This is a genomic window from Polynucleobacter sp. AP-Capit-er-40B-B4 (assembly GCF_018882245.1).
Classification (GTDB): domain Bacteria; phylum Pseudomonadota; class Gammaproteobacteria; order Burkholderiales; family Burkholderiaceae; genus Polynucleobacter.
The window spans coordinates 733839-760384 of sequence record NZ_JACVOV010000001.1 but is presented as its reverse complement, the minus strand read 5'-3'; the positions used below and the strand labels follow the sequence as shown (position 1 = coordinate 760384).

Genomic DNA, 26546 nt, shown 5'->3' with positions numbered 1-26546 from the left:
TACAATAGGTAATTGCGAAATGCCAGCGCGGCGCCCCTCCGGACGACGAATCCCGCGCTTGCGTTGGCATACTTACTAACAATTATTTATTGGAGATGTCATGATTGCTGTTGGACAAAAATTACCAAACGCTACTCTTTATGAATTTATGAATGAAGAGACTGAAGGCTGCTCCTTAGGGCCAAATGCATTTGAAGTTGAGAAATTAGCGGCTGGTAAAAAGATCGTACTCTTCGCACTGCCAGGCGCTTTTACGCCAACTTGTTCGGCTAAGCATGTGCCCGGATATGTTGAGCACTTTGATGCGATCAAAGCGAAGGGTGTTGATGAGATTTGGTGCGTTTCTGTAAATGATCCATTCGTAATGGGTGCATGGGGGCGTGATCAAAAGGTTGGCAAAAAAATTCGCATGTTAGGTGACGGCAGTGCTGAGTTCACCAAAAAACTTGGTTTGGAATTGGATTTAACTGCTCGCGGATTTGGTGTGCGCTCCGATCGTTATGCCATGATTATTGAAGATGGTGTTGTGAAGTCACTTGATCGCGAAGCGCCTGGCAAGTTTGAAGTAAGCGACGCAGCTTCTATTTTGAAAAAGCTGTAATTAGAATTTACTAACGAAAATCCCCTGAATTTAGATAGCCACATATGATGAAGCAACGCACAATTGCCACTCCGGTAAAAACCGTGGGGATTGGCTTGCATTCTGGCCGCAAGGTGACAATTTCTATTAAGCCTGCGCCAGTAAATTCAGGGGTTCAGTTCGTACGAATAGATACACCAGAACAGTCGGTTGTGCCTGCAACTGCTTTAGCTGTATGCGATACAAGACTGGCCTCTGTTATTCAGAAAGATGGCGTACGTGTTTCAACTGTAGAGCATTTACTGTCCGCTTGTGCCGGACTAGGCTTAGATAACTTATTCATTGAACTTGATGGTGAAGAAGTTCCCATCATGGATGGCAGCGCTGCTTCATTTTTGTTTTTAATTGAATCAGCGGGTATTGCCGAGCAAGAGGCGTCACGTCAATTTGTCGTTATTAAAAAACCAGTCGAAGTTCGTGAAGGTGACAAGCTTGCACGATTAGAACCATTCTTTGGATTTAAGTTGGACTTTACGATTGACTTTAAACATCCAGCCGTAGATAAAACTGGACAACGTTTTGTAGTGGATTTTGCTGAACACGCTTATCGCAGTGAAATTGGTCGCGCACGCACTTTTGGTTTTGCTCACGAAGTGGAAGCATTGCGCGAAATGGGTTTAGCGCGTGGCGGCAGTTTAGATAACGCGATTGTTTTAGATGAGCACCGCATTCTGAATAACGAAGAACTTCGTTACGAAGATGAGTTTGTACGTCACAAAATCTTAGATGCAATTGGTGATCTCTACCTCATTGGTCATCCAATTGTGGGCGCTTATGTTGCTGAGAAGTCAGGTCATGCTCTTAATAACGCACTTTTGCGTAAGCTTTTGGAAGATCCAAGCTCTTACGAAATCAGCTCCTTTGCTGAAAATAAGGCCCCTGAAGCCTATTCCCAAGAAAGCCAACCCCTCTTTTTCTAAGGGAGCTCGAAGCAGTCTTTAAGCTTACTTGGGCTTGTTTTTGAGTAGTTTCTCGATAGAGGAGCGCAGGCCTGAATCTGGCCCTAATTTCTCTAAAAGAGACTCCCACGACTTTTTAGCCACTTCATTTAATCCTTTTGGCTTTTCCCGTTCGGCTGGTCTGGCTTTTACTTCCCAGGCTGGCGGGGCTGGTTTAACCCGAACCATTATTGCGCTACAGACTAAGCCAGAATTAGCTAACTCTTTGATTAGACTGGGTAAAACCTGTTGTAAGCGGCTGGCAATGCTAGCGCTGCTCACTAGTAAAAAAAGCTCATCTTTTGACCCGGAGCGCCATCCAGCTTCAATTTTTGAGCTGAGGTGGCCTAAATCTAGGGTTGTTAGTGCTGAGTGGATCCGCCCCTTCAGTTTTGCCAGATCCTCTGTTTTGGCCAAAATCCCCCCAAGCCCATCGGATTCTCGCAGGTAATCCATCCAGTCATGGGCTGTGTGCTTACGGGACGATTTAGGGGTGAAGTTCATAAAAAATGGGGTTGCGGGTGATAAACTCAAGGACTTAATTTTCTTCAATATCCCATGGTAATCGGTCTTCTTAAAACCCTGGTCGGCAGTCGTAACGACCGCCTCTTAAAACAGTATCGCAAAGTCGTTGCCAAGGTTGGCGCTTTTGAGGCTAGCCTGCAATCTTTGGATGATTCTGCACTGGCCGCAAAAACTGCTGAATTCAAATCTCGCCTAGCTTCCGGTGAGTCATTGGATGATATTGCAGCAGAAGCATTTGCTGTTGTTCGCGAAGCTAGCGCCCGTGTCATGAAGATGCGCCACTTTGATGCTCAGATGCTTGGCGGCTTAGCCTTGCATCACGGCAAAATTGCGGAGATGGGTACTGGTGAAGGAAAAACCTTAACTGCTACTCTGCCAGTCTATTTGAATGCACTAACCGGTAAAGGTGTGCATGTCGTAACAGTCAATGATTATTTGGCGCAGCGTGATGCCGAATGGATGGCCAAGCTTTATAACTTCTTAGGTATGAAGGTGGGTGTGAATTTATCCCAGATGGATCACACTACCAAGCAAGAAGCTTATGCTGCAGATATTACCTACGGCACAAATAACGAATTTGGTTTTGACTACTTGCGTGACAACATGGTTCAGGATTTGGGCCAGCGTGTTCAGCGTGGTTTAGCTTATGCAATTGTTGACGAAGTTGATTCTATTCTGATTGATGAGGCTCGCACGCCGTTAATCATCTCCGGTCAGGCAGAAGATCACACCGATCTTTACATCAAGATTAATGCTCTGCCATCGCATTTAGAGCGTCAAATTGGCGAAGAGAAGGCCGATGGTACTGGCGTTGAGAAGCCAGGCGACTACTGGGTGGATGAGAAATCCCAGCAGGTTTATCTGACGGAGCAAGGGCACGATAAAGCTGAGGCTGTATTAGTTCAGTTGGGCGCGCTCAATGATGGCGATTCTCTCTATGCGCCACAAAATATTACTTTGATGCATCACGTATACGCAGCCCTGCGTGCACATTCTTTGTATCACCGTGATCAACATTATGTTGTTCAAAATGGTGAGGTGATCATTGTTGATGAATTCACGGGTCGCTTGATGCAGGGACGTCGTTGGTCTGATGGATTGCATCAAGCCGTAGAAGCTAAAGAGGGTGTACAGATTCAAAATGAGAATCAAACTTTAGCTACGATCACTTTCCAAAATTATTTCCGCATGTACGGTAAGTTGGCTGGTATGACTGGTACCGCCGATACTGAGGCTTACGAATTTAAAGAAATTTACAACTTAGAAACAGTTGTGATTCCTCCAAACCGTATCAGCCAAAGAAAAGATAAGCAAGACCAAATCTATAAGTCTTCTCGTGAACGCTATGATGCGGTCATTAAGGATATTCAAGATTGTTATGAGCGTGGTCAGCCAGTACTAGTTGGTACTACCTCAATTGAAAACTCTGAGTTGATCGCACAACTGCTAGATCAACGTAAGTTGCCACACCAGGTATTGAACGCAAAGCAACATGCTCGCGAAGCAGAAATTATTGCTCAAGCAGGGCGACCAAAAATGATCACGATTGCCACCAATATGGCTGGTCGTGGTACAGACATTGTGTTGGGTGGCAACGTAGGAAAGCAATCTTCCTTGATCGAGGCAGATAGTTCACTTACCGATGCTGAAAAAGGATCCAAGATTAAGCAATTGCAGGATGAGTGGCAAAGTATTCATGATGCGGTTCTTGCGTCAGGTGGATTGCACATTATCGGTACCGAGCGCCATGAGAGCCGTCGTATTGATAATCAGTTAAGAGGCCGCTCAGGTCGTCAGGGTGATCCAGGCTCCTCCCGTTTCTATCTTTCATTAGATGATGCGCTGCTTCGTATCTTTGCAGGCGATCGTTTACGTGCTGTAATGGATCGACTGAAGATGCCAGACGGCGAGCCGATTGAAGCTGGCATGGTGACTCGTTCCATTGAGTCAGCGCAGCGCAAAGTTGAAGGCCGTAACTTTGATATTCGTAAACAGTTGCTCGAATATGACAACGTTGCCAATGATCAACGTAAAGAAACCTATCGCCTCAGAAACGAAGTGCTTGAAAGCAGTGATATTGGCGAGCTAATTGCGAATTTGCGTGAAGATGTATTGCGTTCAGTTTGTTCAGTTTATGTACCGCTGGAGTCTATGGAAGAGCAGTGGGATCTCACCGGGCTAGAGAATGTGCTGGCTAGCGAGTGGGGGCTTACGATTGATCTTAAGGGCTGGGTTGAGGCTGCCGATAGCGTAGATGATTCCGAAATTGTTGAGCGTGTATTGCAGGCTGCTAAAGAAGCTTACGATGCAAAAGTAGACCTCTCCGGACGAGAATCTTTTGCTAGTTTTGAGCGTTCAGTTCTGTTATATAGCTTGGATAGTCATTGGCGTGAGCACTTGGCTGCTTTAGACCATTTGCGTCAAGGTATTCATTTGCGCGGATACGCCCAAAAAGATCCTAAGCAAGAATATCGTCGTGAGGCTTTTGAGTTGTATGGTGAATTGCTCAACGTGATCAAGAATGATGTTGTTAAAAGCATCATGACAGTTCAGATTCGTAGCGCAAGCGAGTTAGATCAAGCCTCTGAATCGATGAATGATGATTTGGCTAAGCTGTCCGATGTTCAGTATCAGCACGCTGATCCAGAAAAGGAAGTTGCAGGATCAACCGGTGATGGTGGTGCTGCAGTCGACATTCAGCCTGCCCCTATTCGCACCGGACCAAAGGTGGGGCGTAATGATCCTTGTACCTGCGGTAGCGGCAAAAAATACAAGAACTGCTGCGGCGCATTAGCTTAGAGTATTAATCTTCATTTGGAAGTACTAAAAAAGCTCAGATCAATCTGAGCTTTTTTCTTGGTGGAATCCCTAGTGATTGGAGCCCCCTAGAGTCCTATAGATCTGTCATGATTAATGAGTTCTGAATGATCAGCTTTATTTCCATTTTTCAAATTTAAGCAAGGGGGCATCATGGCCGTTTCATTTACTCTCAATGGCAAAGCTATCAGCTTCGATGGTGATCCTGAAACTCCAATTTTGTGGGTCTTGAGAGACCATCTTGATGTTACAAGCCCAAAATATGGCTGTGGTGCGGGGCTTTGTGGCGCATGTACTGTGCATCTTGATGGCGCTGCTATCCGTTCTTGCTCTACCCCGATCTCTGTTGCAGCAGGTAAGACATTGACTACGCTAGAAGGTTTGTCGGCCAAGGTTGGAAAAGCCCTCCAAGATGCTTGGATTGAATTTGATGTGCCTCAGTGTGGTTACTGTCAGACTGGGCAAATGATGTCTGCCGCAGATTTATTAGCAAAGAAAAAACAACCTAGCAGCGATGATATTAAGAATGCGATGAGCGGCAATATATGTCGTTGCGGAACTTATTCTCGTATTGAAAAAGCGGTGAAACGCGCTGCAGATAAATTGGCTTAAAGGATAAAGATCAAATGAAAAATCAATCTTTAAAAAATAGTAGCCGTCGTCAATTTATTCAGCAAAGTTCTGCTTTGACTGGTGCATTAGTCATTGGTATGCACCTCCCCCTAACAAGCCATGCCGCTTCAGGAGATGCTGGTAAACCTGCTTTAGCAAACGCCTGGGTACAAATTACCCCCAATAATCAAATTACTTTAATTTGTGCACGTTCAGAAATGGGGCAGGACGTATATACCTCGTTACCGGCTTTGTTAGCTGAGGAATTAAATTTACCCCTTTCCATGGTTAGGGTTGAGATCGCTGGGGTAGCTCCTGTTTACATTAATGCGATGTTGGGTGGTCAAATAACGGGTGGTTCAACCTCAGTACGCGAAGCTTTTGATAAGTTAAGAACTGCTGGCGCAGCTACTCGTATGGTTTTAGTGCAGGCTGCGGCTCAACGTTGGAATGTTGCGGCCACAGACTGCAAAGCCATGAATGGCAAGGTGACGCATTCAAGTGGAAAGTCGGCTACCTATGGTGAGTTGGCTGCTGATGCAGCTAAGTTAACGCTCCCAGAAAAACCAGCCCTAAAATCACCGGTGAATTTCATGGTGATCGGCAAAGAAACGATGCGTCGTTTGGATACGCCAAGCAAAGTTGCTGGTAAAGCGGTTTATGGAATTGACGTAAAAATTCCAGGAATGGCAATCGCATCTTTAGCTCAGTGCCCTGTTATTGGCGGCACACCAACAGCATTTGATGCATCAGCTGCAATGAAAGTATCTGGAGTAATTAAAGTTGTTCAGATTTCTGATGGCGTTGCAGTATTGGCTAAGGATTTTTATGCGGCTCGTAAGGGTAGGGATGCTCTGAAAATCACGTGGAATGAGGGGGCAAATGCCAATCTGAGTACTGCATTGGTTCGCAAAAGTCTTGAGGCAAGTTTATCTAAAAAAGGCGCGGTGATTAAGACAGCGGGTGACCCCAATGCTGCCGTTGCAAATGGCAAGCCTCTAAGCGCCCAATATTTTTTACCGTATTTAGCACACTCCACAATGGAGCCGGTGAATTGCTCCGCAGATGTATCAAATGGAAAGTGCAGAATCATTGGACCAATTCAGTTTCAACAGGGTGGTCAGGCGGTTGCTGCCGCAGCAGCAGGTGTTAAGCCTGAAGACGTCACTATTGAAACTACTTTCTTGGGTGGTGGATTTGGTCGTAAGCTAGAGCTGGACTTTATTCGTCAGGCCGCAGAGATTTCTAAGGCCGCTGGAATGCCAGTGAAGATGCTTTGGACAAAAGAGGATGACATTACTCATGACTTCTATCGCCCAATGAGTATTCATAAGGTAGATGGTGTCTTGGGTGCCGATGGTCAATTGGCTTCCTTGAAGGCCAAGATGGTGTCCCAGTCAGTAACAGCTCGTGCGTTCCCAGGATTTGTAAAAGATGGTTTTGATCCCTTCATGGTTGAGGGGTCAAATAACTTAACCTATGACATTCCCAATCTTGAGATGACCAACGTGATCGAGGGAACGGGTATTCGGGTTGGTTACTGGCGTTCCGTAAGCAATGCGCTCAACGCTTTTGCTGTTGAGAGTTTTATAGATGAAGCAGCTAAGGCTGCTGGCAAGGATCCCGTTGCTTATCGCATGGCTGCCTTAAACAAGCATCCTCGAGCTAAAGCAGTTCTCGAGATGGCTGTTAAAAAGTCAGGTTATGTAGCGGGCAGCAAGCGCTTTGGTGTTGCCCAGATGGAGTGCTATGACACTTATTCAGCTTGTATTCTTGAGCTTGATTCTGCGACCAAAGATACCAAGGTTAAGAAAATTACCTTTGTATCTGACTGTGGAATTACGGTGCATCCGGACCAAGCTAGAGCTCAGCTCACTGGTGGCGTGATTTACGGTTTAAGTGCGGCCTTGAGCAATGAAATCACCATTGAAAATGGTCGTGTTCAGCAAAATAACTTCAATAACTATCCCAGCTTGCGTCAAAACCAGGTTCCGGTGATTGAGGTCCATTTGGTACCTAGCCAGGAGAAGCCGGGCGGTTTGGGTGAGGTTGGTGTTCCTTTGGTTGCTCCCGCTTTAGTCAATGCGATTGCTGCTGCAACAGGCAAGCGGATACGGGAGCTTCCAGTTAAGGCTTAGTTTGGGTGTTCGTAGGATACAGATCAAAGCGCGCCTAAATCAGGCGCGCTTTGTTTTTAAGCCTCATCTACAATTATCGGACTATGACAGTTAATCTACCCCTCCCCCAAAAAGCCGAGCTCAAGCCTGTTAAAGGTTTTCAGATGGGCATCGCTGAAGCCGGAATTAAGAAGGCAAATCGCAAAGACCTTCTGGTGATGACTTTAGTCCCCGGATCCCAAGTAGCGGGTGTTTTTACCTTAAATCGTTTTTGTGCTGCCCCTGTGCAAGTTTGCCGTGAGCATTTGGCTCAAGAGGGTCGTAATGGCGAGATCAGGGCTTTGGTAGTCAATACTGGCAATGCTAACGCTGGAACAGGTGAGTCGGGCATGAAGCATGCCTTAGAAACCTGCGCAGCCTTGGCAAAAGATCTGAAGATTAATCCTGAGCAAATTTTGCCTTTTTCAACGGGTGTAATTCTTGAGCCCCTGCCGATTGAAAAAATTATCACCGCCTTGCCAAAAGCGGTAGCCAATTTAGGCGAGGACAACTGGCTTGATGCGGCTGAAGCCATCATGACCACCGATACACAACCCAAAGCTACATCAGTCACCGTAGAGACGCCTGTTGGCGCAGTTACCATTACAGGCATCTGCAAGGGTGCAGGAATGATTCATCCTAATATGGCGACGATGCTTGGATTTATTGCAACTGATGCAGGATTTGCACCAGGCCTGCTAGGTAATCTCACGCGTGAAGTTGCAGACCTTTCTTTTAATGCTATTACGATTGATGGTGATACATCGACCAATGACTCATTCATCATTATGGCTACAGGTCAGTCAGCAATACAGATTCAATCTGCGAATGATCCTAGCTACACAATTTTGAAAGATGCGTTAATTTCATTGGCTCGTAAGCTGGCGCAAATGATTGTGCGTGATGGTGAGGGTGCCACTAAATTTATGACTATTGAAGTGGTCGGCGGCAAAACTTCCGAAGAGTGCCGCTTGGTTGCTAAAGCGGTGTCCCATTCACCTTTGGTTAAAACAGCCTTCTTTGCCAGCGATCCTAATTTAGGCCGCATCCTTGCTGCGATTGGCTACGCAGGAATTGCTGACTTAGACGTGAACCGTGTGCAAATGTGGCTTGGCGATGTTTGGGTTGCAAAAGATGGTGGACGCAATCCCGATTACCAAGAGGCGGATGGTCAAAGGGTAATGCAGGCTCCAGAAATTACTGTCAAGATTGATTTGGGTCGTGGCACAGCTACACAAACTATGTGGACATGTGATTTATCTCATGACTACGTATCGATTAATGCAGACTACCGCTCATAAAAGACTACCTGAAATATGAATGAAAAATTAGATCGTCTTTTAGATCACCTCGATACTTTTTTGCCTAAGCCTTTAACTGAAGAGCAGTGGAAATCCTCAACTGCATTTAGATGGCGTCGTCGCGATAGTATTTTTGGCAGCATTGGATTTTTGCAGCCAGTAAAGCATGTATCCGATATCACCTTCGAGGACTTGCAAAATATTGATCGCCAACGCGATTCCATTCGCGATAATACAAAAAACTTTATTCAGAAGAAGCCGGCCAACAATATTCTGTTGACTGGTGCGAGAGGGACTGGAAAGTCTTCTCTCATTAAGGCAAGCTTGCATGAGTTTGCTAGCCAGGGTCTACGCCTCGTTGAGGTTGAAAAAGAGCATTTGGCAGATTTGGCTGACATTACTGAGCTCTTAGCAGAGCGTCCAGAGCGCTTCATTATTTTTTGCGATGACCTTTCTTTTGAGGATGGGGAATCCGGCTACAAGGCCATGAAATCGGCCTTAGATGGCTCTGTTTCTGCCCAGGTCGACAATATTTTGATTTATGCCACCTCTAACCGCCGTCATTTATTGCCAGAATATATGAAGGATAACGAGAGTTATGTTCATAACGATGATGGTGAAATTCATCCTGGTGAAGTCGTAGAAGAAAAGATTTCTTTATCAGAGCGTTTTGGTCTTTGGTTGTCTTTTTATCCACCTAAACAAGATGAGTATTTAGCAATCGTAGCCCATTGGTTGCAGCACTTTGGTTTGAGTGCTAAGGAGATTGAAGCAGCTCGCGCTGAAGCCTTGGTATGGGCGTTAGAACGTGGCTCACGTTCAGGACGCGTTGCTTGGCAATTTGCTAAACACTGGGCTGGCGCAAAAGCTTAGGCGAATTTTTTTCATGACTGAAACCCAGCGTCCCATTACCGAAGTCGCCGCAGGCATATTGCTTGATACAGAAGGTCGCTATCTTCTGGGGCAGAGACCGGAAGGTAAGCCATACGCTGGATATTGGGAAGTACCAGGTGGAAAAATCGAAAAAGGGGAGTCCGTTTTCGAGGCGCTTAAGCGTGAACTTCAGGAAGAGCTTGGTATTGAGATTGAATCAAGTGAAGAGCTTACTGTACTGGAGCATGATTACCCACATGCTTATGTGCGTCTGCATGTCAGCATTATTCGCGATTGGAAAGGTACACCCAAGGGCTGTGAAAACCAATCCTTGTCTTGGGAATTATTATCTGCAGAAAAACCCGGTGTAGAGCCTTTATTACCTGCGGCGTGGCCTATGCTTGAAAGGCTTAGAACCCTTTTATCTTAAAGCTGGCAGAGCGTCAGCTTGAATGGCACATCCGCATTTACGAGCTGCGCTTTTTTATCGCGCTCTGACTTTAAGAAGCGTACAGAAAGTAGATATTTATTCGCGCTGATCTCAGAAAATAAAGCATCATCCTCAACAGCAATGCGCATTAATTGATATACCTTGCCAGACGGAGCTTGCTGAAAAGATCCATTGTGCGCAACTACATCCTTAGCTTCACCTGATTGGCGAAGTAATCGTAAAAATAATTGACATGCTTCTTGCCATGGCAAGAGGGGCCCAATATATTTTTCAAGTAGTTCGCGACGCTCAGTGGTAGGACTATTTTTCCAGGCATGATAGCTAGGCAAATCAATAGGACTTGTGCCGCCCGGAATATTTAGACGAGTACGAATCGCATTTAGCCATTCACTTTCAGTAATAGCTGAATTAGGTCTACCGGCAGATTGATTGATACTAGATGCAACAGCATCAATTTCAGAAAGGGTTTGTGAGAGCGCTTCTTGGTCTACTTTTTGTGAGGACTTCAATCCGTTGAGCGCATATTTTTGGCGCTCAAATTCTTTAAGCAGTAAAGACTTGATATCGCCACGTGCGCCAATATCTCCAAGATCAAACAAAATTGAAATGGCATTGTGGTGCAACTCGGGGTCATCTGAGCGAACAAAGTGATTAAAGCGGGCGAACAAATACTCCAGCCGAAGCATGCTTCGAACTAATTCATTGAAAGGGTATTCGTAGACAATCACAAGCCCATATTCTATGACGAACTGGTGTGATCTTTCTGAATCTGCAAGATTTTTTGGTGCAAGCTCAAGACTTCTGCTTTTAGATGGTCTAAGGTGCCTTGGTTTTTGATCACCATATCAGCGCAGGCAAGTCTTTCTGCTCTGCTTGCTTGGGCTTTAAGGATTTTTTCCACCTCACTTCGGGGTAATTTGCTGCGGTGCATCACCCGTTCAATTTGAGTCTCTTCCGGGCAGTCCACTACCACTAAGTAATCTAGCAGGGGCCTCCAGTTGCCTGACTCAATTAACAGCGGGACTACAAAAACAAGGTAAGGAGCCTTTTCCTGAAGTAATTGCTCGGCCTGTTTAATCGTTTCTTGCCGAATTAAGGGGTGGGTAATATCCTCCAGGGATTTCCTGGCCTGAGGGTCTGCAAAAACTAGGCTGCGCATTTTGCTTCTATCTAGCGCTCCGCTGGGGTCAATAAATTCCGCACCAAACTGCTTTTGAATTAAAGGAATGGCTGCACCGCCTGGGGCGGTAATCTGGTGGGCAATCAGATCAGTGTCCACTATGCCCGCTCCTAACTTGGCCAACTCATCGCTAACTGCCGTTTTGCCTGAGCCAATGCCGCCTGTCAGGCCAATAAGGGGCAATTGTCCTTTTAATGTGCCTAGGCTAGCTTGCTCAGCAGGAGGGTTTGTAGGGTCTGTGGCCATAACAACTCAATGATGCCAGCAATAGCAAGAAAAGGGCCAAATGGAAAAGCGGCGCGATGATTTTGCTGATTCCAAAACAGCCAAATAACGCCGCCAATCAGTCCAGTCAAGGAAGCCATGAGAAGAATGCCGGGTAATGGCTGCCAGCCAAGCCAGGCCCCTAAGGCCGCCAAGAGTTTTGCATCTCCCATGCCTATGCCATTCTGTTTTTTGAGTGCGCGATAGAGTGAATTTAATAGCCAAAGACCTGTATAGCCAAGAGTGGCGCCAATGATTGAATCTTGAAAAGAGGCAAAACCTTGATTTGAAAGGCCATTGAATAATAGGCCCGTGAAGATGAGCGGCAGGGTGATGATGTCGGGCAGCCTGAAGGTGCGTAAATCAAAGTATGCCAAATACAGTAAGACCAATATTAGGAATATTTGGATCCACTCTGAAAAAGCAAGATTACCCATTAAACAATTTGCCCTAGGTTAAAGATGGGGAGATACAAGATGATGACTAGGCTTCCAATGATGAGTCCAACAACAATAATCAATAAAGGCTCCAAACTATGGCTGAGAGTATTTAGGCGATTGCTTAATTGGTTGCTTAATACAGTTGCGCGCCTCTGTAGCATATCAGCGAGCGCGCCACTTTCCGAGGCAATTCTTAAGAGTTGCAGTGTCTCTAGGTCAAATAGTGAATGTCGTGGATCGGCCTTAACTATCGCATCCCCAAGAGACCAGCCGCGAGTCAAGTGCTTGAATATTTCGGCACTGAAATCATGGCTCAGCCAATGGTTAGACGATTGGGCAGTCACTCTAAGTGCATCTGGCAGAGGTAATCCAGAATTCAGTAGGTGGCCTAATGTGCGACACCAATAAGTCAGCGTAGCTAATCTGAGTAGCTGTCCAATCAAGGGTATGCAGAAGCTGAGTCGATCGCATTGCTTTTGTAGTTTTGGAAGTTTGACCCATGCAAAACTAAAGAGGCTAACTAGACTGATTAGTGCTATCGCCATCTCAATATAAAACGCCTCAAACCAGGCGGATAGATCAATCAATGCCTTTGTTGGGGCTGGTAACTCTGCTTGAAAGTGGGCAAAAACATCCTTAAAGACTGGCACGACCCAAATCATCATCACAATTACTAGTAGACAAGAGCTTGTCAGGGTGATGATGGGGTAGCTCATTGCCTGTTGAATTTTTCGACGCAATTCAATTTGGGCATCAAGTTGTGCACAGATTGTTTTAAGTGCTAGATTGAAGTCGCCCGTGCGCTCGCTAACCCGAATCAAATTAATGAACTCCATAGAAAATAGATTTCGTTGGCTGCGTAGACATTGAGAAAAACTTTCTCCATTTTTAAGTTGCGCATAGATGCTACGAATCCAGGGGAGCCACGACTTAGGCGCGGTGGAATAAATGAGCGCAATTGCATTGAGGAGTGGTAGGCCGGACTCCAAGAGCGTTAGGAGTTGGTCAGAGAAATGTAATTGATCTTGCTTGCTTAGTGCCATGCACCAACTTCTAATTCTAGATTTGCTTTAGTAATTAATCCTGCTTGTACATGGACTAATCCAGCCTCCCGCATAGAGGTAAATTGAAGGGATGGATCGAAGAGTTTGGATTGATTGAGTACTTCATGAACTCCGATGCGCCCAAAGTAGCCGCTACCTCCGCAGGTTAAGCATTGGGCTTTTTCGATCGATGTGCAATGAAGGCATTGACGGCAGGCCATCCTGACCAAGCGCTGTGAACTCCCTATTAATAGACAAGACTCAAGAGATTCTTGATCAATTCCGAGGTGTTGAAGTCGTGGGATTGCGCCACGTGCATTACGGGTATGCAAGGTGCTCAAAACAAGATGCCCTGTTTGTGCTGCCTGAATTGCCAATTGTGCTGTGGCGGCATCTCGGATTTCTCCAATCATGATGACATCAGGATCTTGTCGCAGCAATGCGCGAATAATGATTGGAAAGTCTAGCCCCGCCCGCGGGTGATAGGCAACCTGATTGACTCCTGCCAAGCGAATTTCAATCGGATCTTCTATCGAGCAAAGATTGCGATGAGATTGGTTGAGATGTCTTAGACAGCTATACAGAGTGCGAGTCTTGCCGCTCCCCGTTGGTCCTGTCACGATGATTAGCCCATTGGGCTGGGCAAGTGCTTGTTGGAATACGCGCAATTGGTCTGGCAAAAGACCAATTTCCCCAAGATCAAGATCTTCAATGCAGCTTGGCAGTATTCGAATAACACCTTTTTCTCCATGAAGGGTTGGCAGAATGGAGACACGACAATCCCTATCTGGCTTAGAAAAATTATGACCAATACAAAGACGCCCGTCTTGCGGAAGACGTTTCTCTGCAAGATCTAGACGAGCGAGAACTTTAATGCGTGCAATGAGACGTTCATGTAGATCAATGGGGTAGTGAGAGTGAACCCTTAGTAAACCATCCACTCGAAATCGAATGAGAGTCGCTTGAGCTCCAGCCTCAATATGAATATCGCTCGCTCTAGTATCAAGGGCTTGAGCGGTAATTTCATACCAAGTGCGAATGATAAGTGAGTCATCTTTAGTAACACTCAATCTTGCTCTTGGTCTTGGGAGGGGCGATAGAGTTTTACTGTTTTCACGCCATGCTCATCAAACTGTACGATTTCCATGACGATACCGGCAATGCGAATGCTGACATCATGATCCGGGATTGCCTCCAGTTTTTCAAGAATGAGGCCATTTAATGTACGCGGCCCATCCAATGGAAGATTGAGATTCAGCAGGCGATTAAGGTCTCTTAACGAGGCGCTACCACTTGCTAGATAGGTGCCATCAACAAGCCAACGAGGGTCGGTTGAAAGATTGGAGAAGGAGGTAGTGAACTCACCAATGAGCTCTTCGACAATATCCTCAAAGGTCACTAGACCCAGCACTTCACCATACTCATTTACAACCAAGCTTAAGCGCTGTTGATTGTCTTGGAAAAACTGCATTTGTTGCAAGACTGGTGTGCCGCTCGGAATAAAGTAGGGCTCATTTAGTAGAACTCTAAAATCCTCATGCTTTAAATCAGTATCGCCCAACAATGACAAGGCTTTTTTGACTGAGAGGATGCCGACAATTCGCTCAGAGTCTTGATCGCATACCGGTAATTTATTGTGATAGCAAGTTTCTAATTGTTGGACTACCTCATCAATGGGTCTTGATAGGTCTAAAACTTCAATCTTCGATCTAGGTGTCATCACATCATCAACAGTGATGTTTTCTAGATTGAATAAGTTGAGCAAAATATTGCGATGATGGTTGGAAACAAAGCGGTTTGATTCCAAAACAAGACTACGCAGCTCTTCCTTGCTCATGGCTCTGCTATCTGAGGATGATTGCAGGCCAGAGACTTTCATTAGGCCGGAGACAAAGCTATTAATAAACCAAAGCAAAGGTTTGAGTAAATATGTCAGCGGCAAAATAAGCCAGCCAACATTGGATGCAATTTTTTCTGGAAATGCTGCCCCAATAACTTTGGGAGTAATTTCACTAAAAATAATAATAAGTAGCGCAACTACTAAAGTGGCAATTGAGAGTACGAGACCGCTGTCGCCAAAAATATGCAGAGCAATGCCGGTTACTAGGATGGGTAAAACAGTGTTGATGAGATTGTTGGAGATAAGTAGTACGGATAGCAGTGAATCAATCCGCTTTAAGAGTCTTTCGGCCAGCGCTGCCCCTGCATTGCCGCTATTAGCCATTGCACGGAGGCGATGACGATTTGAGGAAAGCATGCTGGTTTCTGCCATCGAGAAGAAGCCAGAAAGTGCCAGTAAAAATAGGACTAGAGCAACTTGGCCGTAAAACGGCCAATCGTCAAAAAAAGTGTCCATGTGGTCTGCCTAAAAAAAGTAAGGATGAGTCAATATAGCAAAGTGGCATATGGCAAGCTATAGCCACAGCGTAAAGAGTGGTCAGCTAACCTGTTTAATTATGTGAGAATGAATCCCTATGACTGCCTGTTCAAACCCATTCGCCGCGAATAGTTCAAGTTACTGTGTGATTGCAGCACCTTTTGGCCGCCTCGGAATTTTGACTGAATTGGTGGAGGGAAGTTTAATGTTGTCGAAAATTGACTACTTGCCAGCTAGCAAAGCATTAATAGCGCCAAAAAATGCACTAGCAAAAGAGGTGGAGCGTCAGTGCAAGGAGTACTTTAAAGACCCTACTTGGCAATTTGATTTACCTATCAAACCTGCGGGTACTGAACATCAAAAAAAGGTATGGGCCAGTATTCAAGATATACCGGCTGGCAGAACAAAAACTTATGGTGAGGTAGCTAAGAAGATTAAGAGTGGGCCACGGGCAGTTGGTACTGCCTGTGGCGCAAATCCTTACCCCTTAATTGCACCTTGCCATAGAGTTGTTTCTGCTCAAGGAATTGGGGGGTTTATGAAAGAGAACTCTCCGGGTTTGTATCGCCAAATTAAGCTCTGGCTTTTAAAGCACGAAGGCGCTTTGTAGGTCTTATTTAATTAAGGCTCTACTGTTGAGGTAGAAAAAAGCCTTCATCAGAATATCGCTTTTAACAGCGATTTTTGTAAATCCATAAAACTGCATTACGGCGCTTTTGGTAAGTTTGACCTCATCTTTGGTATTAAAGTCTGTGCGCTTAGCAATTTTTGTAAGTGTCATTACCGCTAAACCAAAAGCTAAAAAGCAAAAGCGCCTCATGCCTAATTCTTGTTTAGGAATAAGCAGGATGTACTGCAGAGAGTCTTGCAGTTTTTGATAGGCAATGTTTAAAAGCTCTGCCTGACTTACATTGATTGGCTTCCATGAAACTCCGCGCGCCTTATCCTCCGGCGAGTCTTTGAGAATATTCGTCATTTGGAGTGCTTGTCCAAATGCAATGGCTAAACTTTCATGCCCGACGAGCTCTCTTTCAAAAGCGCGAGAGTGATTACTGAATATGGTGGTAAGTAGCTCACCAACTACGCCAGCGACCACATAGCAATATTTCTCAAACTCCGCGAGGTCTTGAAGGCCGGCTTGATTCTGTTTGCCATGAAAGAAGGACATTCCCTCTGACATGATAGAAACGCAGCGACTGACGGCCTGCTGGTCATTGCTAGAACAGGTATGCAGTATTCGTAAAACTGTTGGGGTATTCGCAATCAAATCAAGCTCATCTGAATTGCTGTAATTTTTTAATGCTTCAAGACAGGGCTCAACAAAACTTTCAACAGGTGTCTTTTCAAGTACGGCATCTAAAAAAAGCGCCGAGAGTGACTGTTTGGTCTGGGCGTTTAATTCTGCCGCATCCTCAATAGTGTCAACAATGCGGCAAAGTAGATAAGTATTGCCAACTACCTTTTCGATACTTGGTGGCAGGAGCGGTATGGTGAGGGCAAAAGTGCGCGATACAGAGCTTAGGATGGCTTTTTGGTATGCCAGATCAGCGGAGGGGTTGGATGTTGGGGTTTGCTTTGGCGATCTCACTCTTGAATTATGTCAGACCGGCGTCTTTCGTGGAGCGCTCCAAATGACTACTTTTTGCTAACTATCAAAAGTGACATGGCCATATAATTTCATCAAATTTCAGAAGGAGCATGTAGGCGTGCTAATTTGGTTCGTCATTATTTACTGGGTAGTCTCGGTGGGAATTGGTTTGTGGGCTGCCCTGCGAGTCAAAAATACTGCTGACTTTGCTGCGGCTGGCCATAGCCTTCCTCTGCCGATCGTTACTGCAACGGTATTTGCTACCTGGTTTGGATCTGAAACTGTTCTAGGAATTCCCGCCACTTTTCTGAAAGAGGGTTTGGGAGGTGTGGTTTCTGATCCCTTTGGATCCTCTCTTTGTTTGATTTTGGTTGGTCTCTTTTTTGCGCGACATCTCTATAACCGTCGCATGCTCACCATTGGTGATTTCTTTCGCGAGAAATATGGTCGTACGGTAGAGGTTTTAGTAACTCTCTGTATTGTGGTTTCCTACTTGGGCTGGGTGGCTGCGCAAATTAAAGCGTTGGGCCTCGTATTTAATGTCGTGTCTGAGGGCAGTATTTCTCAGACGGGCGGCATGTTGATTGGGGCTGGTAGTGTGCTGATTTACACCTTGTTCGGTGGAATGTGGTCAGTTGCTATTACTGACTTTATTCAAATGATCATCATTGTGATTGGCATGCTCTATATCGGTGGAGAAATGACCTCACAGACTGGTGGCATTGGCGTAGTCATTGAGCATGCAGCCGCAGCCGGTCAATTTAGCAACTTCTGGCCAGATATGAACTTGGCTTCTATCTTAGGTTTTGTTGCCGCTTTGTGCACCATGATGTTGGGCTCTATACCCCAACAAGACGTATTCCAGCGGATTACCTCATCTAAGAACGTCAATATTGCTGTTCAGGCCGCTTTATTGGGTGGTGTGCTGTATTTTATTTTTGCTTTTGTGCCGATGTACTTGGCTTACTCGGCAATCTTAATTAGCCCGGATTTGGTGAAGCAGTATCTATCTACTGATCCACAAATGATTTTGCCAAAGCTGATTCTGAATCATGCGCCATTAATTGCGCAGGTAATGTTCTTTGGAGCGCTCTTATCAGCCATTAAGAGTTGTGCGAGTGCCACCTTATTGGCTCCATCAGTCACATTTGCTGAAAACATTGTGCGAGGTTTTTTTAAGCATTTATCCGACCAGGACTTGCTGAAAGTCATGCGCATTACCGTGCTTTGTTTTGCGGTAGTAGTGACATTCTTCGCGATTAACTCAAACCTTTCCATCTTCAAGATGGTGGAGAACGCCTATAAGGTGACGTTGGTAGCTGCATTCGTTCCCCTGGCGTTTGGCGTGTATTGGTCAAGAGCGAATTCTTTAGGTGGCCTGTTATCAGTTGTTGCCGGACTAACCGTCTGGATTAGCTGCGAGACTTTAGCGCCTGATGCCATCATGCCCCCTCAATTAGCTGGGCTTGTTGCCAGTATTGCGGGCATGCTTTTGGGTAGCCTAGTGCCAAGAGACCAATTAAAGGCTGTTTAAGCTATAGGTTGCTTAAAAATTAAGCAAATACAATTGCTGCAGCGCAAAAACCCAATTAGAATAAAAGTAATTAAAAATTTTTAGTTCTTATGGAGTTCCTATGAAAATCTGTGTGATCGGTGGGGGTGGCGCTATTGGTGGCTACTTAGCTGTGATGTTGGCGCGAGCGGGTAATGATGTAACCGTTGTTGCTCGTGGCGCAACTTTAGCCGCAATTAAGGAGCGTGGTCTTGCGCTCATTATGGATGACCAACCAGAACCTTTGGTTGCTCAAGTAAAGGCAGTAGAAAAAATTCGTGATGCCGAAACTCCGGATGTAGTCATTCTGGCAGTGAAGGCGCATCAAGTAGAACCAATCATTGATGACTTAGCAGCGATCATGGGCCCAGAAACTATTTTGATTCCAATGCAAAACGGAATTCCTTGGTGGTATTTCCAAAAGTTGGGTGGCGAGTACCAAGATCACTCCGTTGAAACGGTGGATGCTGGTGGCGTTGCTAAGAATGCGATTAACCCAAACAACATTATTGGTTGTGTGGTGTATCCAGCAACCTTTACTCAAGCGCCTGGCGTCATTCGTCACGTGGAAGGCAACCGCTTCCCATTGGGCGAGCTAGACGGGAAGACTACTGAGCGTATTCAGAAGATGTCCGAGATGATGGGTGCAGCTGGATTTAAGTCACCTATCTTGGATGATATTCGTTCAGAGATCTGGCTCAAGCTTTGGGGCAATATGACTTTCAATCCAATCAGCTCACTGACCCATGGTACTTTGGAAGGCATCTGCCAATACCCATTGACCAAAGAGTTGGCGCGTAACATGATGGCCGAAGCCCAGACTATTGCTGAGAAGTTGGGCGTTACTTTCCGTGTTGATATTGAGCGTCGTATTGCGGGCGCTGAAAAAGTTGGTAAGCACAAAACCTCAATGTTGCAAGACCTAGAGGCTGGTCGCAGCTTGGAGATTGATGCTTTATTAGGTTCAGTGATTGAGCTTGGCAAAATCACACAAACTCCAACCCCTTGCTTAAATACCGTATTCGCTTTGACGAAGTACCTGGATGAAAACGTCCAAGCCTCTAAAGGCAGCTTGGCGTTGCCTTCAGTATCAGGCTATTAAAAAGTAAAGTTACTGCAAATAAAAAACCCTTGCTACTCAACATAGCAAGGGTTTTTGCTTTTCGAGACTCTAAATTACTCGAATCGATTATCAAGTTGTCCAACACCATCAATAATGATGCTGACATTGCTGCCGGGCTTCATTGAGCCAACGCCTACGGAAGTGCCGCAAGCAATAATGTCGCCAGCTTCGAGTGGTACGTCTTGAGAGATCAGGCTGACCAATTTTGCAGGCGAGAAAATCATATCTGCAATAGGGTAGTTTTGACGCTCTTGATCATTTAGGATTGTCTTAATGGTGAGTTTGCTTGGATCTACGTCAGTAGCAATGTAAGGGCCAAATACACCAAAGGTATTGAAGCTCTTTGCACGTGTCCATTGCGCATAACCAGGATCGCGATTCAAAATTTCAATTGCAGTTACATCATTAATACAGGTGTAACCAAAAATCGCTTTTGCAGCTTCTGTCTCGTTCACTTCATGACAGCGTTTGCCAATCACAATGCCAAGCTCGCCCTCATAAACTACTTTGCCTGAATAGGATTTAGGTGTGCGAATCACTTGGTTTGCTGCTAAGAATGAGTTATTCCCTTTGAGGAAGTACAAAGGCTCTGCTGGCACCGCATGTTCAAGCTTGGTGACTAAGGCATGGAAGTTATCCACCATGGCAACCATTTTTGAAGGGGTGCATGGGATATCGATAGTGACATCAGCTAATTTGATGGTTTCACCGGTAGCCTTGGGTCCATTGAATAAATCACCTTCGTACCCGGCGATTTGGTCGCCCTGAACCTGTCCTAAACCACTTTTTCCTTGGTATTGAAATCTAAGCCACTGAGCCATAATAAGTTCCTATGAAGTTAAATATTTGATATGCAATATCTTACAGGGATGAATTGATGCCTAAAACTTCTGAGCTTGAATTTGCACCAGAACAGGATCAGCCGGTTCGCTATATGGAGCGAACCCGAAGTTACTACTTGGGTTTGGGTTACGAAAATCCTTATGTTTGGGCTCACTACATTGATGTGCCGTTTCGCCCCCTCAGAAAGCCGCTTGCCCAGTCTGTATTGGGCCTTATTACTACGGCCGTTCCGTATGACTCTGACAAAGGTCCACAAGGTCAGGGCGCCCCTTACAACTCAACAGCTAAGTTTTATCAGCCGTACCAGCAATCTATCGAAGGAGAAATTGATTTACGGATTGCTCATGTTGGCATTGATCGCAAGAACGCCAATATGGAAGATATCAATTGCTGGTTTCCGCTGGAAGCTGCTAACAGGGCGGCCGCAACAGGAAAAGTGGGCGCGCTTTCACCAAATTTTTATGGTTTACCTACTAATCGTAGTCAGCGCCATACATTGGAAATAGATGCTCCACGTATTTTGGAAATGCTTCAGGCGGACGGAGTAGATGTAGCGGTATTGATTCCAAATTGCCCGATCTGTCATCAGAGCCAAAGTTTATTGGCGCGGTATTTAGAGGCCGCAGGAATTTCTACTGTAGTGATGGGTGCTGCAAAAGATATTGTTGAATATTGCGGCGTGCCACGATTGTTGTTTAGTGACTTTCCTTTGGGTAATGCTGCAGCAAAGCCGCATGACATTGCTTCGCAGGATCTCAATTTTCAATTAGCTTTGCGTCTTCTGGAGTCTGCTCCTGCACCACGCACAACCATTCAGTCACCATTGAGATGGTCTGATGATTCGTCTTGGAAAATGGATTACTCCAATCTAGATAGACTATCTTCGCAGGAGATTGCACGATTACGTGAAGAGGCTGAGCAGACACGCATTACAGCGCGCGAACTCAGGGTTAAGACCTTAGGGACTTAGGTTTGTCTTGTGAGTGAGTATGCGCAGAGTGCCTCTAGCGCCTGACTGGCTGGGTTTTCAGGGAAGTCCTTGAGATAAGACAGCGCCAGATCTGCTTCGCGTTTAGCTGCTGCTTGTGTGTAATCTAGGGCCCCAGAGTTTTGTACTGCAGTCAGAATTTGTGCAAAAACATCATCGGGTAAATCTTGGTTTTGCTCAATTGCTGCACGTACTAAAAGTTGCTCTTCATGGCTGCCATTTTCTAGCAAGTAAATGAGTGGCAAAGTTGGCTTTCCTTCGCGCAAATCGTCACCAGCATTTTTTCCCATTTGTGCAGCATTAGCGGTGTAATCAAGAAGATCATCCATTAACTGAAAAGCAGTGCCGATGTGACGTCCAAATGCAGCAGCTTGTTCGCGTTGTGTATCGGCAGCATTGGCAAGAATGGCGCCTAACTCGGTAGAGGCTTCGAATAACTTAGCTGTTTTATAGCGAATAACTTGTAGGTAGCTGGCCTCGTCCACTTCCGGATCATTCATGTTCAGGAGTTGCAGAACTTCGCCTTCAGCAATCGTATTGGTTGCGTCTGACAGGATTTGCATCACCCTTAGATCATTCGGGCCGACCATCATTTGGAATGCTCGGGAATACAAAAAATCACCAACTAAAACACTGGCGGCATTGCCAAAAGCAGCATTAGCAGTCTCGCGCCCCCTCCTGAGGGTGGATTCATCTACTACGTCGTCATGCAGGAGGGTAGCTGTATGGATGAACTCAACAACGGCGGACATCTCCAAAATATGGGGTGTTTCTTTGCCGTTAGCTAGGGATTTGGCCACCAACATCAAAAGCGCGGGCCTTACCCGTTTGCCGCCTGCCTGGATGATATAGGTCGAAATTTGGTCAATTAAGGCCACTTTTGATGCCAAACGCTGACGGATAACCTCATCTAAGGCCTTGAAATCTAAGGCGATTGGGGCCAGGATTTGGCTTAAGTCATTGGTTTTGACAGTGCTAGGCATGCAAGATATAATAATGGGCTTAGCTGGTCCAGGGTGGATTAGCTTAAATGTAGATATTAATTGAGGTTTCAAACCATGTACGCGGTCATAAAAACCGGTGGCAAACAGTATAAAGTTGCTGCAGGCGAAAAATTGAAAATAGAACAGATACCAGCGGAAATCGGCAGCGAAATCACTCTTGACCAAGTCCTCGCCGTTGGCGAAGGCGCTTCACTGAAATTAGGTGATCCATTGGTTAATGGTGCAGCTGTGATGGCCACTGTCGTCTCCCAGGGACGTCACGATAAAGTGACAATCTTTAAGATGCGCCGTCGCAAGCATTATCAAAAGCACCAAGGCCATCGTCAGAATTTCACTGAAATTTTGATCAACACGATTAAAGCCTAATTCAGGTAGGAGAAAGATATGGCACAGAAAAAAGGCGGCGGCTCAACACGAAATGGTCGCGACTCAGAATCGAAACGCTTAGGCGTTAAGGTATTTGGCGGCGAGCACATTAATGCTGGCAGCATCATCATTCGTCAACGTGGCACACGTGTTCATCCAGGTGCAAACGTTGGTATTGGTAAAGATCACACTTTGTTTGCCTTAATTGACGGACAAGTGGAATTCGGCGTTAAGGGTGCTTTGAAGAAGGCCCAAGTTTCAGTCCTGCCTCGTTCATAAGGCGCCTGACTGAGACTCGTTTGATTCAGATTTATTCCGAATTTAACTCTTAGGAACAGGCCTCGCTAAGCGAGGCCTTTTTTATTCATGAAATTTATAGACGAAGCACGTATTGAAGTAATTGCCGGGCAAGGTGGTGCCGGAAGTGCCTCTATGCGCCGTGAAAAGTTCATTGAATTCGGTGGTCCGGATGGTGGCGACGGCGGTAAAGGTGGCAGTGTTTGGGCTACAGCAGATCGCAATATCAATACTTTGATCGATTACCGCTACGCAAAAACACACACTGCAAAAAATGGCGAGCCTGGACGTGGTGCCGATTGTTATGGTCGCGCTGGCGATGACATTGAGCTGCGCATGCCTGTTGGAACCATTATTTCTGACTACGAAACTGGCGAACCAATTGCCGACTTAACTACGCATGGCGAACGTCTTTGCTTAGCACAGGGCGGCGTTGGTGGTTGGGGCAATATTCACTTTAAGAGCAGTACGAATAGAGCGCCGCGCCAAAAGACCAATGGCAAGCCTGGCGAACGTCGTAAGTTAAAACTAGAGCTCAAGGTGTTGGCTGACGTTGGTTTGCTTGGCATGCCTAATGCGGGTAAATCAACATTGATTACTGCTGTTTCAAATGCGCGTCCAAAGATTGCGGATTATCCATTTACGACCCTGCATCCAAATTTGGGTGTGGTGCGTGTGGGTGCTGAGCGAAGTTTTGTGATTGCCGATATTCCTGGTTTGATTGAAGGTGCGGCCGAAGGCGCTGGCTTGGGCCATCGCTTCTTGCGTCACTTGCAACGCACTGGTGTGCTGCTTCACTTGGTCGATATCGCTCCCTTTGATGCGAATGTAGATCCGGTAGCTGATGCCGTAGCGATTGTGAATGAGTTACGTAAGTATGACGAAGCTTTGGTTGAGAAACCACGTTGGCTAGTGCTAAACAAAGTCGATATGATTCCCGAAGAGGATCGCAAAAAGGTTGTTGCTGACTTTGTGAAAAAGTTTAAGTGGAAAGGTCCCGTATTTGAGATTTCTGCTCTGACCGGCATGGGCTGCGACAAGCTTTGCTACTCTTTGCAAGATTATCTAGACTCTGTGCGCCGTGATCGTGATGATGCTGATGAGCGTGCTCAAGATCCTCGCTATAAAGACCAGCTAGAAGATAAAAAACCAGATTAAATATCCCATTGACTCTTTGCTATGAATGCTAAAAAAACTCAACGGATTGTTGTCAAAGTAGGCTCTAGTCTTGTCACCAATAATGGTGAAGGTTTAGATCATGCTGCGATTGCTATGTGGGCCGAGCAAATGGCGGGTCTATTAAAGGCTGGTCATGAAGTATTGATGGTGAGTTCAGGTGCAATTGCTGAGGGTATGCAACGTTTGGGATGGACCAAGCGCCCACAAGAAATCCATCAGCTACAGGCAGCTGCTGCAGTTGGCCAGATGGGTTTAGTGCAGGTCTATGAGAGTTGTTTTGCGCGCTTCAATTTGCGTAGCGCTCAGATTTTATTGACTAATGCGGATTTGGCTGATGCGGAGCGTAATGCTAATGCTAGAGCTACTCTAGATACGCTGTTGAAATTGGGCGTTGTTCCAATCATTAATGAGAATGACACCGTAGTCACCGATGAAATTAAGTTTGGTGACAATGACAGTCTTGCTGCATTAGTAACCAATTTAATTCATGCAGATCTCTTGGTTATTTTGACCGATCAAGGTGGTTTGTTTACTGCAGACCCACGTCAAAATCCTAATGCCACATTGTTAGCAGATGCTATTGCTGGCGATCCTACCTTAGAAAAAATGGCTGGTGGTGCAGCAAGCGAACTAAGTAAGGGTGGAATGCTCACGAAGGTATTAGCCGCCAAGATTGCCGTGAAGACTGGTGCAGCAACAGTAATTGCTTCTGGGCGCGAACCCAATGTCCTTACTCGTCTAATGGCTGGTGAGAAGATTGGCACTCGTCTGAGCGCCAAGTAATCTCTCAAAACTTCTTTTACTGAATTCCGTTTGAATTGGTTGGCTTCTGCCCACCAATAAAACCATTTGGATTGAGCGAACTCTGGATATTCTTAATATTTTTTTCTTGAGAGTTAAAGTTACAAAAAGCACCCTGAGCTAAAGAAGCTTGGTAGCGATTCGGAATGTCGCTCTGGATGTTTTTCCAACTACCAAGAGGATTTTCTTTCCATCCAGTGCTTTCATAGGTGCCATAGAGCCGCCACTGAAATGAATCACAGCGAACACCTTCATATTGAGCCTGTTGCCCACCGCTTGGATTGGTAATCACAACGATGTAGCGTGTGACGCCGTCAGCACCAATCAGGATTGAATCTGTATCTACTGCAAACTTGAAAACTGTGCGTTGAGAGACGTAGAAGGGCACCAATGTTTTTTGGTTTGGTGGATTTAAGGGCATAGCAGTCGTACCCTCTTTAAAGACCATCGGCGCGAATGGATCAAGACCGCTTTGTAGTGGATCTCCAGCGCAGGCTGCCAAGCATGCGGCTAAGACGAGGCAGTTGAGGTAGATAGCAATTCTGGAGAATGTATTTTTCATTTCGGTTTATCTGATTTTTCTGAAGGTTTAGATTCATCTTCGTGTCCAGCATAAAAAGACTGGATCATATCCAGTGGAGTGCCCCAAGCCAGTTGCTGCATACGCATGCCTCTGGAAAGATAGCGTGCTAGTTCTGATAAGGCTAATTGATAGACTTCACGCTTGAAGCCAATAACAGCATCTAATTGAATCCAAAATGGGACCCAGCGCCAAGCATCAAACTCAGGATGCTCAGAGGCACGGAGTTGAATATCGCTATCTAAACCTACTAGACGCAAGAGAAACCAGATCTGTTTTTGTCCGCGATAGGCGGCACGGTGGACGCGGGTGGAGTTTTGGCGGCGCAGGTATTCCTCAGGGACGTCGTAACGAAGCCAATCCCTGGTACGTCCAATAATTTGGACATGCTCCGGCAGTAAGCCAACCTCCTCATGCAATTCGCGGTACATAGCCTGTTCAGGGCTTTCACCATGCTGAATCCCACCCTGTGGGAATTGCCACGAATGCTGCCCAACGCGTTTTCCCCAGAAAACCTCGTTACGGCTGTTGAGGAGGACAATGCCGACATTCGGGCGATACCCTTCACGGTCAAGCATGATCGTGCCTCAAATCCTTTAAAATCAACG

At 45.8% G+C, this 26546-nt stretch carries 27 protein-coding genes and 1 pseudogene; 16 read left to right on the top strand and 12 right to left on the bottom strand.

The features are described from left to right. Nucleotides 1-100: 100 nt before the first annotated feature. Entirely contained in the window at nt 101-601 is a 501-nt protein-coding gene (locus ICN19_RS03795; protein ID WP_068320303.1) for a peroxiredoxin, read from the top strand. A gap of 44 nt (nt 602-645) precedes the next feature. Next, nucleotides 646-1560 (top strand): UDP-3-O-acyl-N-acetylglucosamine deacetylase, encoded by a 915-nt coding sequence (gene lpxC, locus ICN19_RS03790; RefSeq protein ID WP_216245835.1) that lies wholly within the window; start codon nt 646-648, stop codon nt 1558-1560. Nucleotides 1561-1584: 24 nt separating this feature from the next. Here lpxC and ICN19_RS03785 read toward each other — a convergent pair whose 3' ends face one another. Continuing rightward, nucleotides 1585-2112: a hypothetical protein gene (locus ICN19_RS03785; protein ID WP_255536921.1), complete on the bottom strand. Its 528-nt coding sequence runs from the start codon at nt 2110-2112 to the stop codon at nt 1585-1587. A 24-nt stretch (nt 2113-2136) separates the two neighbouring features. Between ICN19_RS03785 and secA the strand changes: the two genes are divergently transcribed. From secA to ICN19_RS03755, 6 genes are all read left to right on the top strand, one after another. Then, entirely contained in the window at nt 2137-4902 is a 2766-nt protein-coding gene (gene secA / locus ICN19_RS03780) for a preprotein translocase subunit SecA (protein WP_216245834.1), read from the top strand. Between the two features lie 171 nt (nt 4903-5073). Continuing rightward, complete coding sequence (locus tag ICN19_RS03775) at nt 5074-5532, top strand: (2Fe-2S)-binding protein (protein ID WP_216245833.1); 459 nt, start codon at nt 5074-5076, stop codon at nt 5530-5532. Nucleotides 5533-5546: 14 nt separating this feature from the next. After that, nucleotides 5547-7670, top strand: a complete 2124-nt coding sequence (locus ICN19_RS03770; RefSeq protein ID WP_216245832.1) for a molybdopterin cofactor-binding domain-containing protein — start codon at nt 5547-5549, stop codon at nt 7668-7670. An 83-nt stretch (nt 7671-7753) separates the two neighbouring features. Continuing rightward, a complete protein-coding gene (argJ, locus tag ICN19_RS03765; RefSeq protein ID WP_216245831.1) occupies nt 7754-8989 on the top strand; it encodes a bifunctional glutamate N-acetyltransferase/amino-acid acetyltransferase ArgJ in 1236 nt (411 codons plus the stop codon). Between the two features lie 15 nt (nt 8990-9004). Next, on the top strand, nt 9005-9862 hold the full coding sequence (locus ICN19_RS03760) for an ATP-binding protein (RefSeq protein ID WP_216245830.1): 858 nt from the start codon (nt 9005-9007) through the stop codon (nt 9860-9862). Nucleotides 9863-9875: 13 nt separating this feature from the next. Next, nucleotides 9876-10292 (top strand): NUDIX domain-containing protein, encoded by a 417-nt coding sequence (locus ICN19_RS03755; protein ID WP_216245829.1) that lies wholly within the window; start codon nt 9876-9878, stop codon nt 10290-10292. On the opposite strand, the gene zapD is transcribed toward ICN19_RS03755, so the two are convergent. The 6 genes from zapD to ICN19_RS03725 are packed head-to-tail and all read right to left on the bottom strand — an operon-like array spanning nt 10289 to nt 15596. Next, complete coding sequence (gene zapD, locus ICN19_RS03750; RefSeq protein ID WP_216245828.1) at nt 10289-11041, bottom strand: cell division protein ZapD; 753 nt, start codon at nt 11039-11041, stop codon at nt 10289-10291. The two genes, ICN19_RS03755 and zapD, sit on opposite strands and share 4 nt — an antisense overlap. Nucleotides 11042-11052: 11 nt before the next feature. Next, a complete protein-coding gene (gene coaE, locus ICN19_RS03745) occupies nt 11053-11661 on the bottom strand; it encodes a dephospho-CoA kinase (RefSeq protein ID WP_370625142.1) in 609 nt (202 codons plus the stop codon). 32 nt (nt 11662-11693) lie between these two features. Then, nucleotides 11694-12194, bottom strand: a complete 501-nt coding sequence (locus tag ICN19_RS03740) for an A24 family peptidase (protein ID WP_216245827.1) — start codon at nt 12192-12194, stop codon at nt 11694-11696. Further along, nucleotides 12194-13240 carry a type II secretion system F family protein gene (locus tag ICN19_RS03735; RefSeq protein ID WP_216245826.1) on the bottom strand — a complete coding sequence of 349 codons (1047 nt, stop codon included), beginning with the start codon at nt 13238-13240 and terminating at the stop codon, nt 12194-12196. The genes ICN19_RS03740 and ICN19_RS03735 overlap by 1 nt, the downstream gene beginning before the upstream one ends. Next, entirely contained in the window at nt 13231-14310 is a 1080-nt protein-coding gene (locus tag ICN19_RS03730; protein WP_216245825.1) for a GspE/PulE family protein, read from the bottom strand. Before ICN19_RS03730 ends, ICN19_RS03735 begins: the two co-directional genes overlap by 10 nt. Next, nucleotides 14307-15596 carry an HlyC/CorC family transporter gene (locus ICN19_RS03725; RefSeq protein WP_216245824.1) on the bottom strand — a complete coding sequence of 430 codons (1290 nt, stop codon included), beginning with the start codon at nt 15594-15596 and terminating at the stop codon, nt 14307-14309. Before ICN19_RS03725 ends, ICN19_RS03730 begins: the two co-directional genes overlap by 4 nt. A 226-nt stretch (nt 15597-15822) precedes the next feature. On the opposite strand from ICN19_RS03725, the gene ICN19_RS03720 reads away from it, so the two are divergent. Next, entirely contained in the window at nt 15823-16227 is a 405-nt protein-coding gene (locus ICN19_RS03720) for a methylated-DNA--[protein]-cysteine S-methyltransferase (protein ID WP_255536920.1), read from the top strand. 3 nt (nt 16228-16230) lie between these two features. Here the strand turns inward: ICN19_RS03720 and ICN19_RS03715 are convergent, their stop codons facing one another. Beyond that, nucleotides 16231-17205 (bottom strand): squalene/phytoene synthase family protein, encoded by a 975-nt coding sequence (locus tag ICN19_RS03715; protein WP_216245822.1) that lies wholly within the window; start codon nt 17203-17205, stop codon nt 16231-16233. A 118-nt stretch (nt 17206-17323) separates the two neighbouring features. Here ICN19_RS03715 and ICN19_RS03710 point away from each other — a divergent pair, with 118 nt between their 5' ends. Next, nucleotides 17324-18739 carry a sodium:solute symporter family protein gene (locus ICN19_RS03710; RefSeq protein ID WP_216245821.1) on the top strand — a complete coding sequence of 472 codons (1416 nt, stop codon included), beginning with the start codon at nt 17324-17326 and terminating at the stop codon, nt 18737-18739. Nucleotides 18740-18839: 100 nt separating this feature from the next. Further along, complete coding sequence (locus tag ICN19_RS03705; protein WP_216231209.1) at nt 18840-19859, top strand: 2-dehydropantoate 2-reductase; 1020 nt, start codon at nt 18840-18842, stop codon at nt 19857-19859. 74 nt (nt 19860-19933) lie between these two features. Here the strand turns inward: ICN19_RS03705 and ICN19_RS03700 are convergent, their stop codons facing one another. Then, nucleotides 19934-20701, bottom strand: coding sequence for a fumarylacetoacetate hydrolase family protein (locus tag ICN19_RS03700; RefSeq protein WP_216245820.1), 768 nt, complete (start codon nt 20699-20701; stop codon nt 19934-19936). Nucleotides 20702-20757: 56 nt separating this feature from the next. Between ICN19_RS03700 and ICN19_RS03695 the strand changes: the two genes are divergently transcribed. Beyond that, nucleotides 20758-21693, top strand: a complete 936-nt coding sequence (locus ICN19_RS03695) for a hypothetical protein (protein WP_216245819.1) — start codon at nt 20758-20760, stop codon at nt 21691-21693. On the opposite strand, the gene ICN19_RS03690 is transcribed toward ICN19_RS03695, so the two are convergent. After that, nucleotides 21690-22694, bottom strand: coding sequence for a polyprenyl synthetase family protein (locus ICN19_RS03690; RefSeq protein ID WP_216245818.1), 1005 nt, complete (start codon nt 22692-22694; stop codon nt 21690-21692). The two genes, ICN19_RS03695 and ICN19_RS03690, sit on opposite strands and share 4 nt — an antisense overlap. Before the next feature lie 75 nt (nt 22695-22769). Between ICN19_RS03690 and rplU the strand changes: the two genes are divergently transcribed. The 4 genes and pseudogenes from rplU to proB form a co-directional block, all read left to right on the top strand. Further along, nucleotides 22770-23081 (top strand): 50S ribosomal protein L21, encoded by a 312-nt coding sequence (gene rplU / locus ICN19_RS03685; RefSeq protein WP_011902040.1) that lies wholly within the window; start codon nt 22770-22772, stop codon nt 23079-23081. Between the two features lie 18 nt (nt 23082-23099). Continuing rightward, complete coding sequence (gene rpmA, locus ICN19_RS03680; protein WP_011902041.1) at nt 23100-23360, top strand: 50S ribosomal protein L27; 261 nt, start codon at nt 23100-23102, stop codon at nt 23358-23360. Nucleotides 23361-23447: 87 nt separating this feature from the next. Further along, nucleotides 23448-24536, top strand: a complete 1089-nt coding sequence (obgE, locus tag ICN19_RS03675) for a GTPase ObgE (RefSeq protein ID WP_216231213.1) — start codon at nt 23448-23450, stop codon at nt 24534-24536. A 21-nt stretch (nt 24537-24557) separates the two neighbouring features. Continuing rightward, nucleotides 24558-25337 (top strand): annotated as a pseudogene (gene proB, locus ICN19_RS03670) (glutamate 5-kinase); the annotation flags it as partial. Between the two features lie 19 nt (nt 25338-25356). On the opposite strand, the gene ICN19_RS03665 reads toward proB, so the two are convergent. Both ICN19_RS03665 and ICN19_RS03660 read right to left on the bottom strand, forming a co-directional pair. Continuing rightward, nucleotides 25357-25920 (bottom strand): CNP1-like family protein, encoded by a 564-nt coding sequence (locus tag ICN19_RS03665; RefSeq protein ID WP_216245816.1) that lies wholly within the window; start codon nt 25918-25920, stop codon nt 25357-25359. Then, the gene (locus ICN19_RS03660) at nt 25917-26516 is read right to left on the bottom strand and encodes an RNA pyrophosphohydrolase (protein WP_216245815.1); all 600 of its coding nucleotides are present in this window, start codon (nt 26514-26516) and stop codon (nt 25917-25919) included. Before ICN19_RS03660 ends, ICN19_RS03665 begins: the two co-directional genes overlap by 4 nt. Between the last annotated feature and the right edge of the window lie 30 nt (nt 26517-26546).

Excerpts from the sequence above, each read along its gene's own strand:
- ICN19_RS03700 (WP_216245820.1), bottom strand. The coding sequence starts at position 20,701 with ATGGCTCAGTGGCTTAGATTTCAATACCAAGGAAAAAGTGGTTTAGGA.
- ICN19_RS03720 (WP_255536920.1), top strand. The coding sequence starts at position 15,823 with ATGTTGTCGAAAATTGACTACTTGCCAGCTAGCAAAGCATTAATAGCG.
- ICN19_RS03665 (WP_216245816.1), bottom strand. The coding sequence starts at position 25,920 with ATGAAAAATACATTCTCCAGAATTGCTATCTACCTCAACTGCCTCGTC.
- ICN19_RS03705 (WP_216231209.1), top strand. The coding sequence starts at position 18,840 with ATGAAAATCTGTGTGATCGGTGGGGGTGGCGCTATTGGTGGCTACTTA.
- rplU (WP_011902040.1), top strand. The coding sequence starts at position 22,770 with ATGTACGCGGTCATAAAAACCGGTGGCAAACAGTATAAAGTTGCTGCA.
- lpxC (WP_216245835.1), top strand. The coding sequence starts at position 646 with ATGATGAAGCAACGCACAATTGCCACTCCGGTAAAAACCGTGGGGATT.
- rpmA (WP_011902041.1), top strand. The coding sequence starts at position 23,100 with ATGGCACAGAAAAAAGGCGGCGGCTCAACACGAAATGGTCGCGACTCA.
- ICN19_RS03660 (WP_216245815.1), bottom strand. The coding sequence starts at position 26,516 with ATGCTTGACCGTGAAGGGTATCGCCCGAATGTCGGCATTGTCCTCCTC.
- obgE (WP_216231213.1), top strand. The coding sequence starts at position 23,448 with ATGAAATTTATAGACGAAGCACGTATTGAAGTAATTGCCGGGCAAGGT.
- ICN19_RS03770 (WP_216245832.1), top strand. The coding sequence starts at position 5,547 with ATGAAAAATCAATCTTTAAAAAATAGTAGCCGTCGTCAATTTATTCAG.
- argJ (WP_216245831.1), top strand. The coding sequence starts at position 7,754 with ATGACAGTTAATCTACCCCTCCCCCAAAAAGCCGAGCTCAAGCCTGTT.
- ICN19_RS03775 (WP_216245833.1), top strand. The coding sequence starts at position 5,074 with ATGGCCGTTTCATTTACTCTCAATGGCAAAGCTATCAGCTTCGATGGT.
- ICN19_RS03695 (WP_216245819.1), top strand. The coding sequence starts at position 20,758 with ATGCCTAAAACTTCTGAGCTTGAATTTGCACCAGAACAGGATCAGCCG.
- secA (WP_216245834.1), top strand. The coding sequence starts at position 2,137 with ATGGTAATCGGTCTTCTTAAAACCCTGGTCGGCAGTCGTAACGACCGC.
- ICN19_RS03760 (WP_216245830.1), top strand. The coding sequence starts at position 9,005 with ATGAATGAAAAATTAGATCGTCTTTTAGATCACCTCGATACTTTTTTG.
- ICN19_RS03735 (WP_216245826.1), bottom strand. The coding sequence starts at position 13,240 with ATGGCACTAAGCAAGCAAGATCAATTACATTTCTCTGACCAACTCCTA.
- ICN19_RS03755 (WP_216245829.1), top strand. The coding sequence starts at position 9,876 with ATGACTGAAACCCAGCGTCCCATTACCGAAGTCGCCGCAGGCATATTG.
- ICN19_RS03740 (WP_216245827.1), bottom strand. The coding sequence starts at position 12,194 with ATGGGTAATCTTGCTTTTTCAGAGTGGATCCAAATATTCCTAATATTG.
- ICN19_RS03725 (WP_216245824.1), bottom strand. The coding sequence starts at position 15,596 with ATGGACACTTTTTTTGACGATTGGCCGTTTTACGGCCAAGTTGCTCTA.
- ICN19_RS03690 (WP_216245818.1), bottom strand. The coding sequence starts at position 22,694 with ATGCCTAGCACTGTCAAAACCAATGACTTAAGCCAAATCCTGGCCCCA.
- ICN19_RS03795 (WP_068320303.1), top strand. The coding sequence starts at position 101 with ATGATTGCTGTTGGACAAAAATTACCAAACGCTACTCTTTATGAATTT.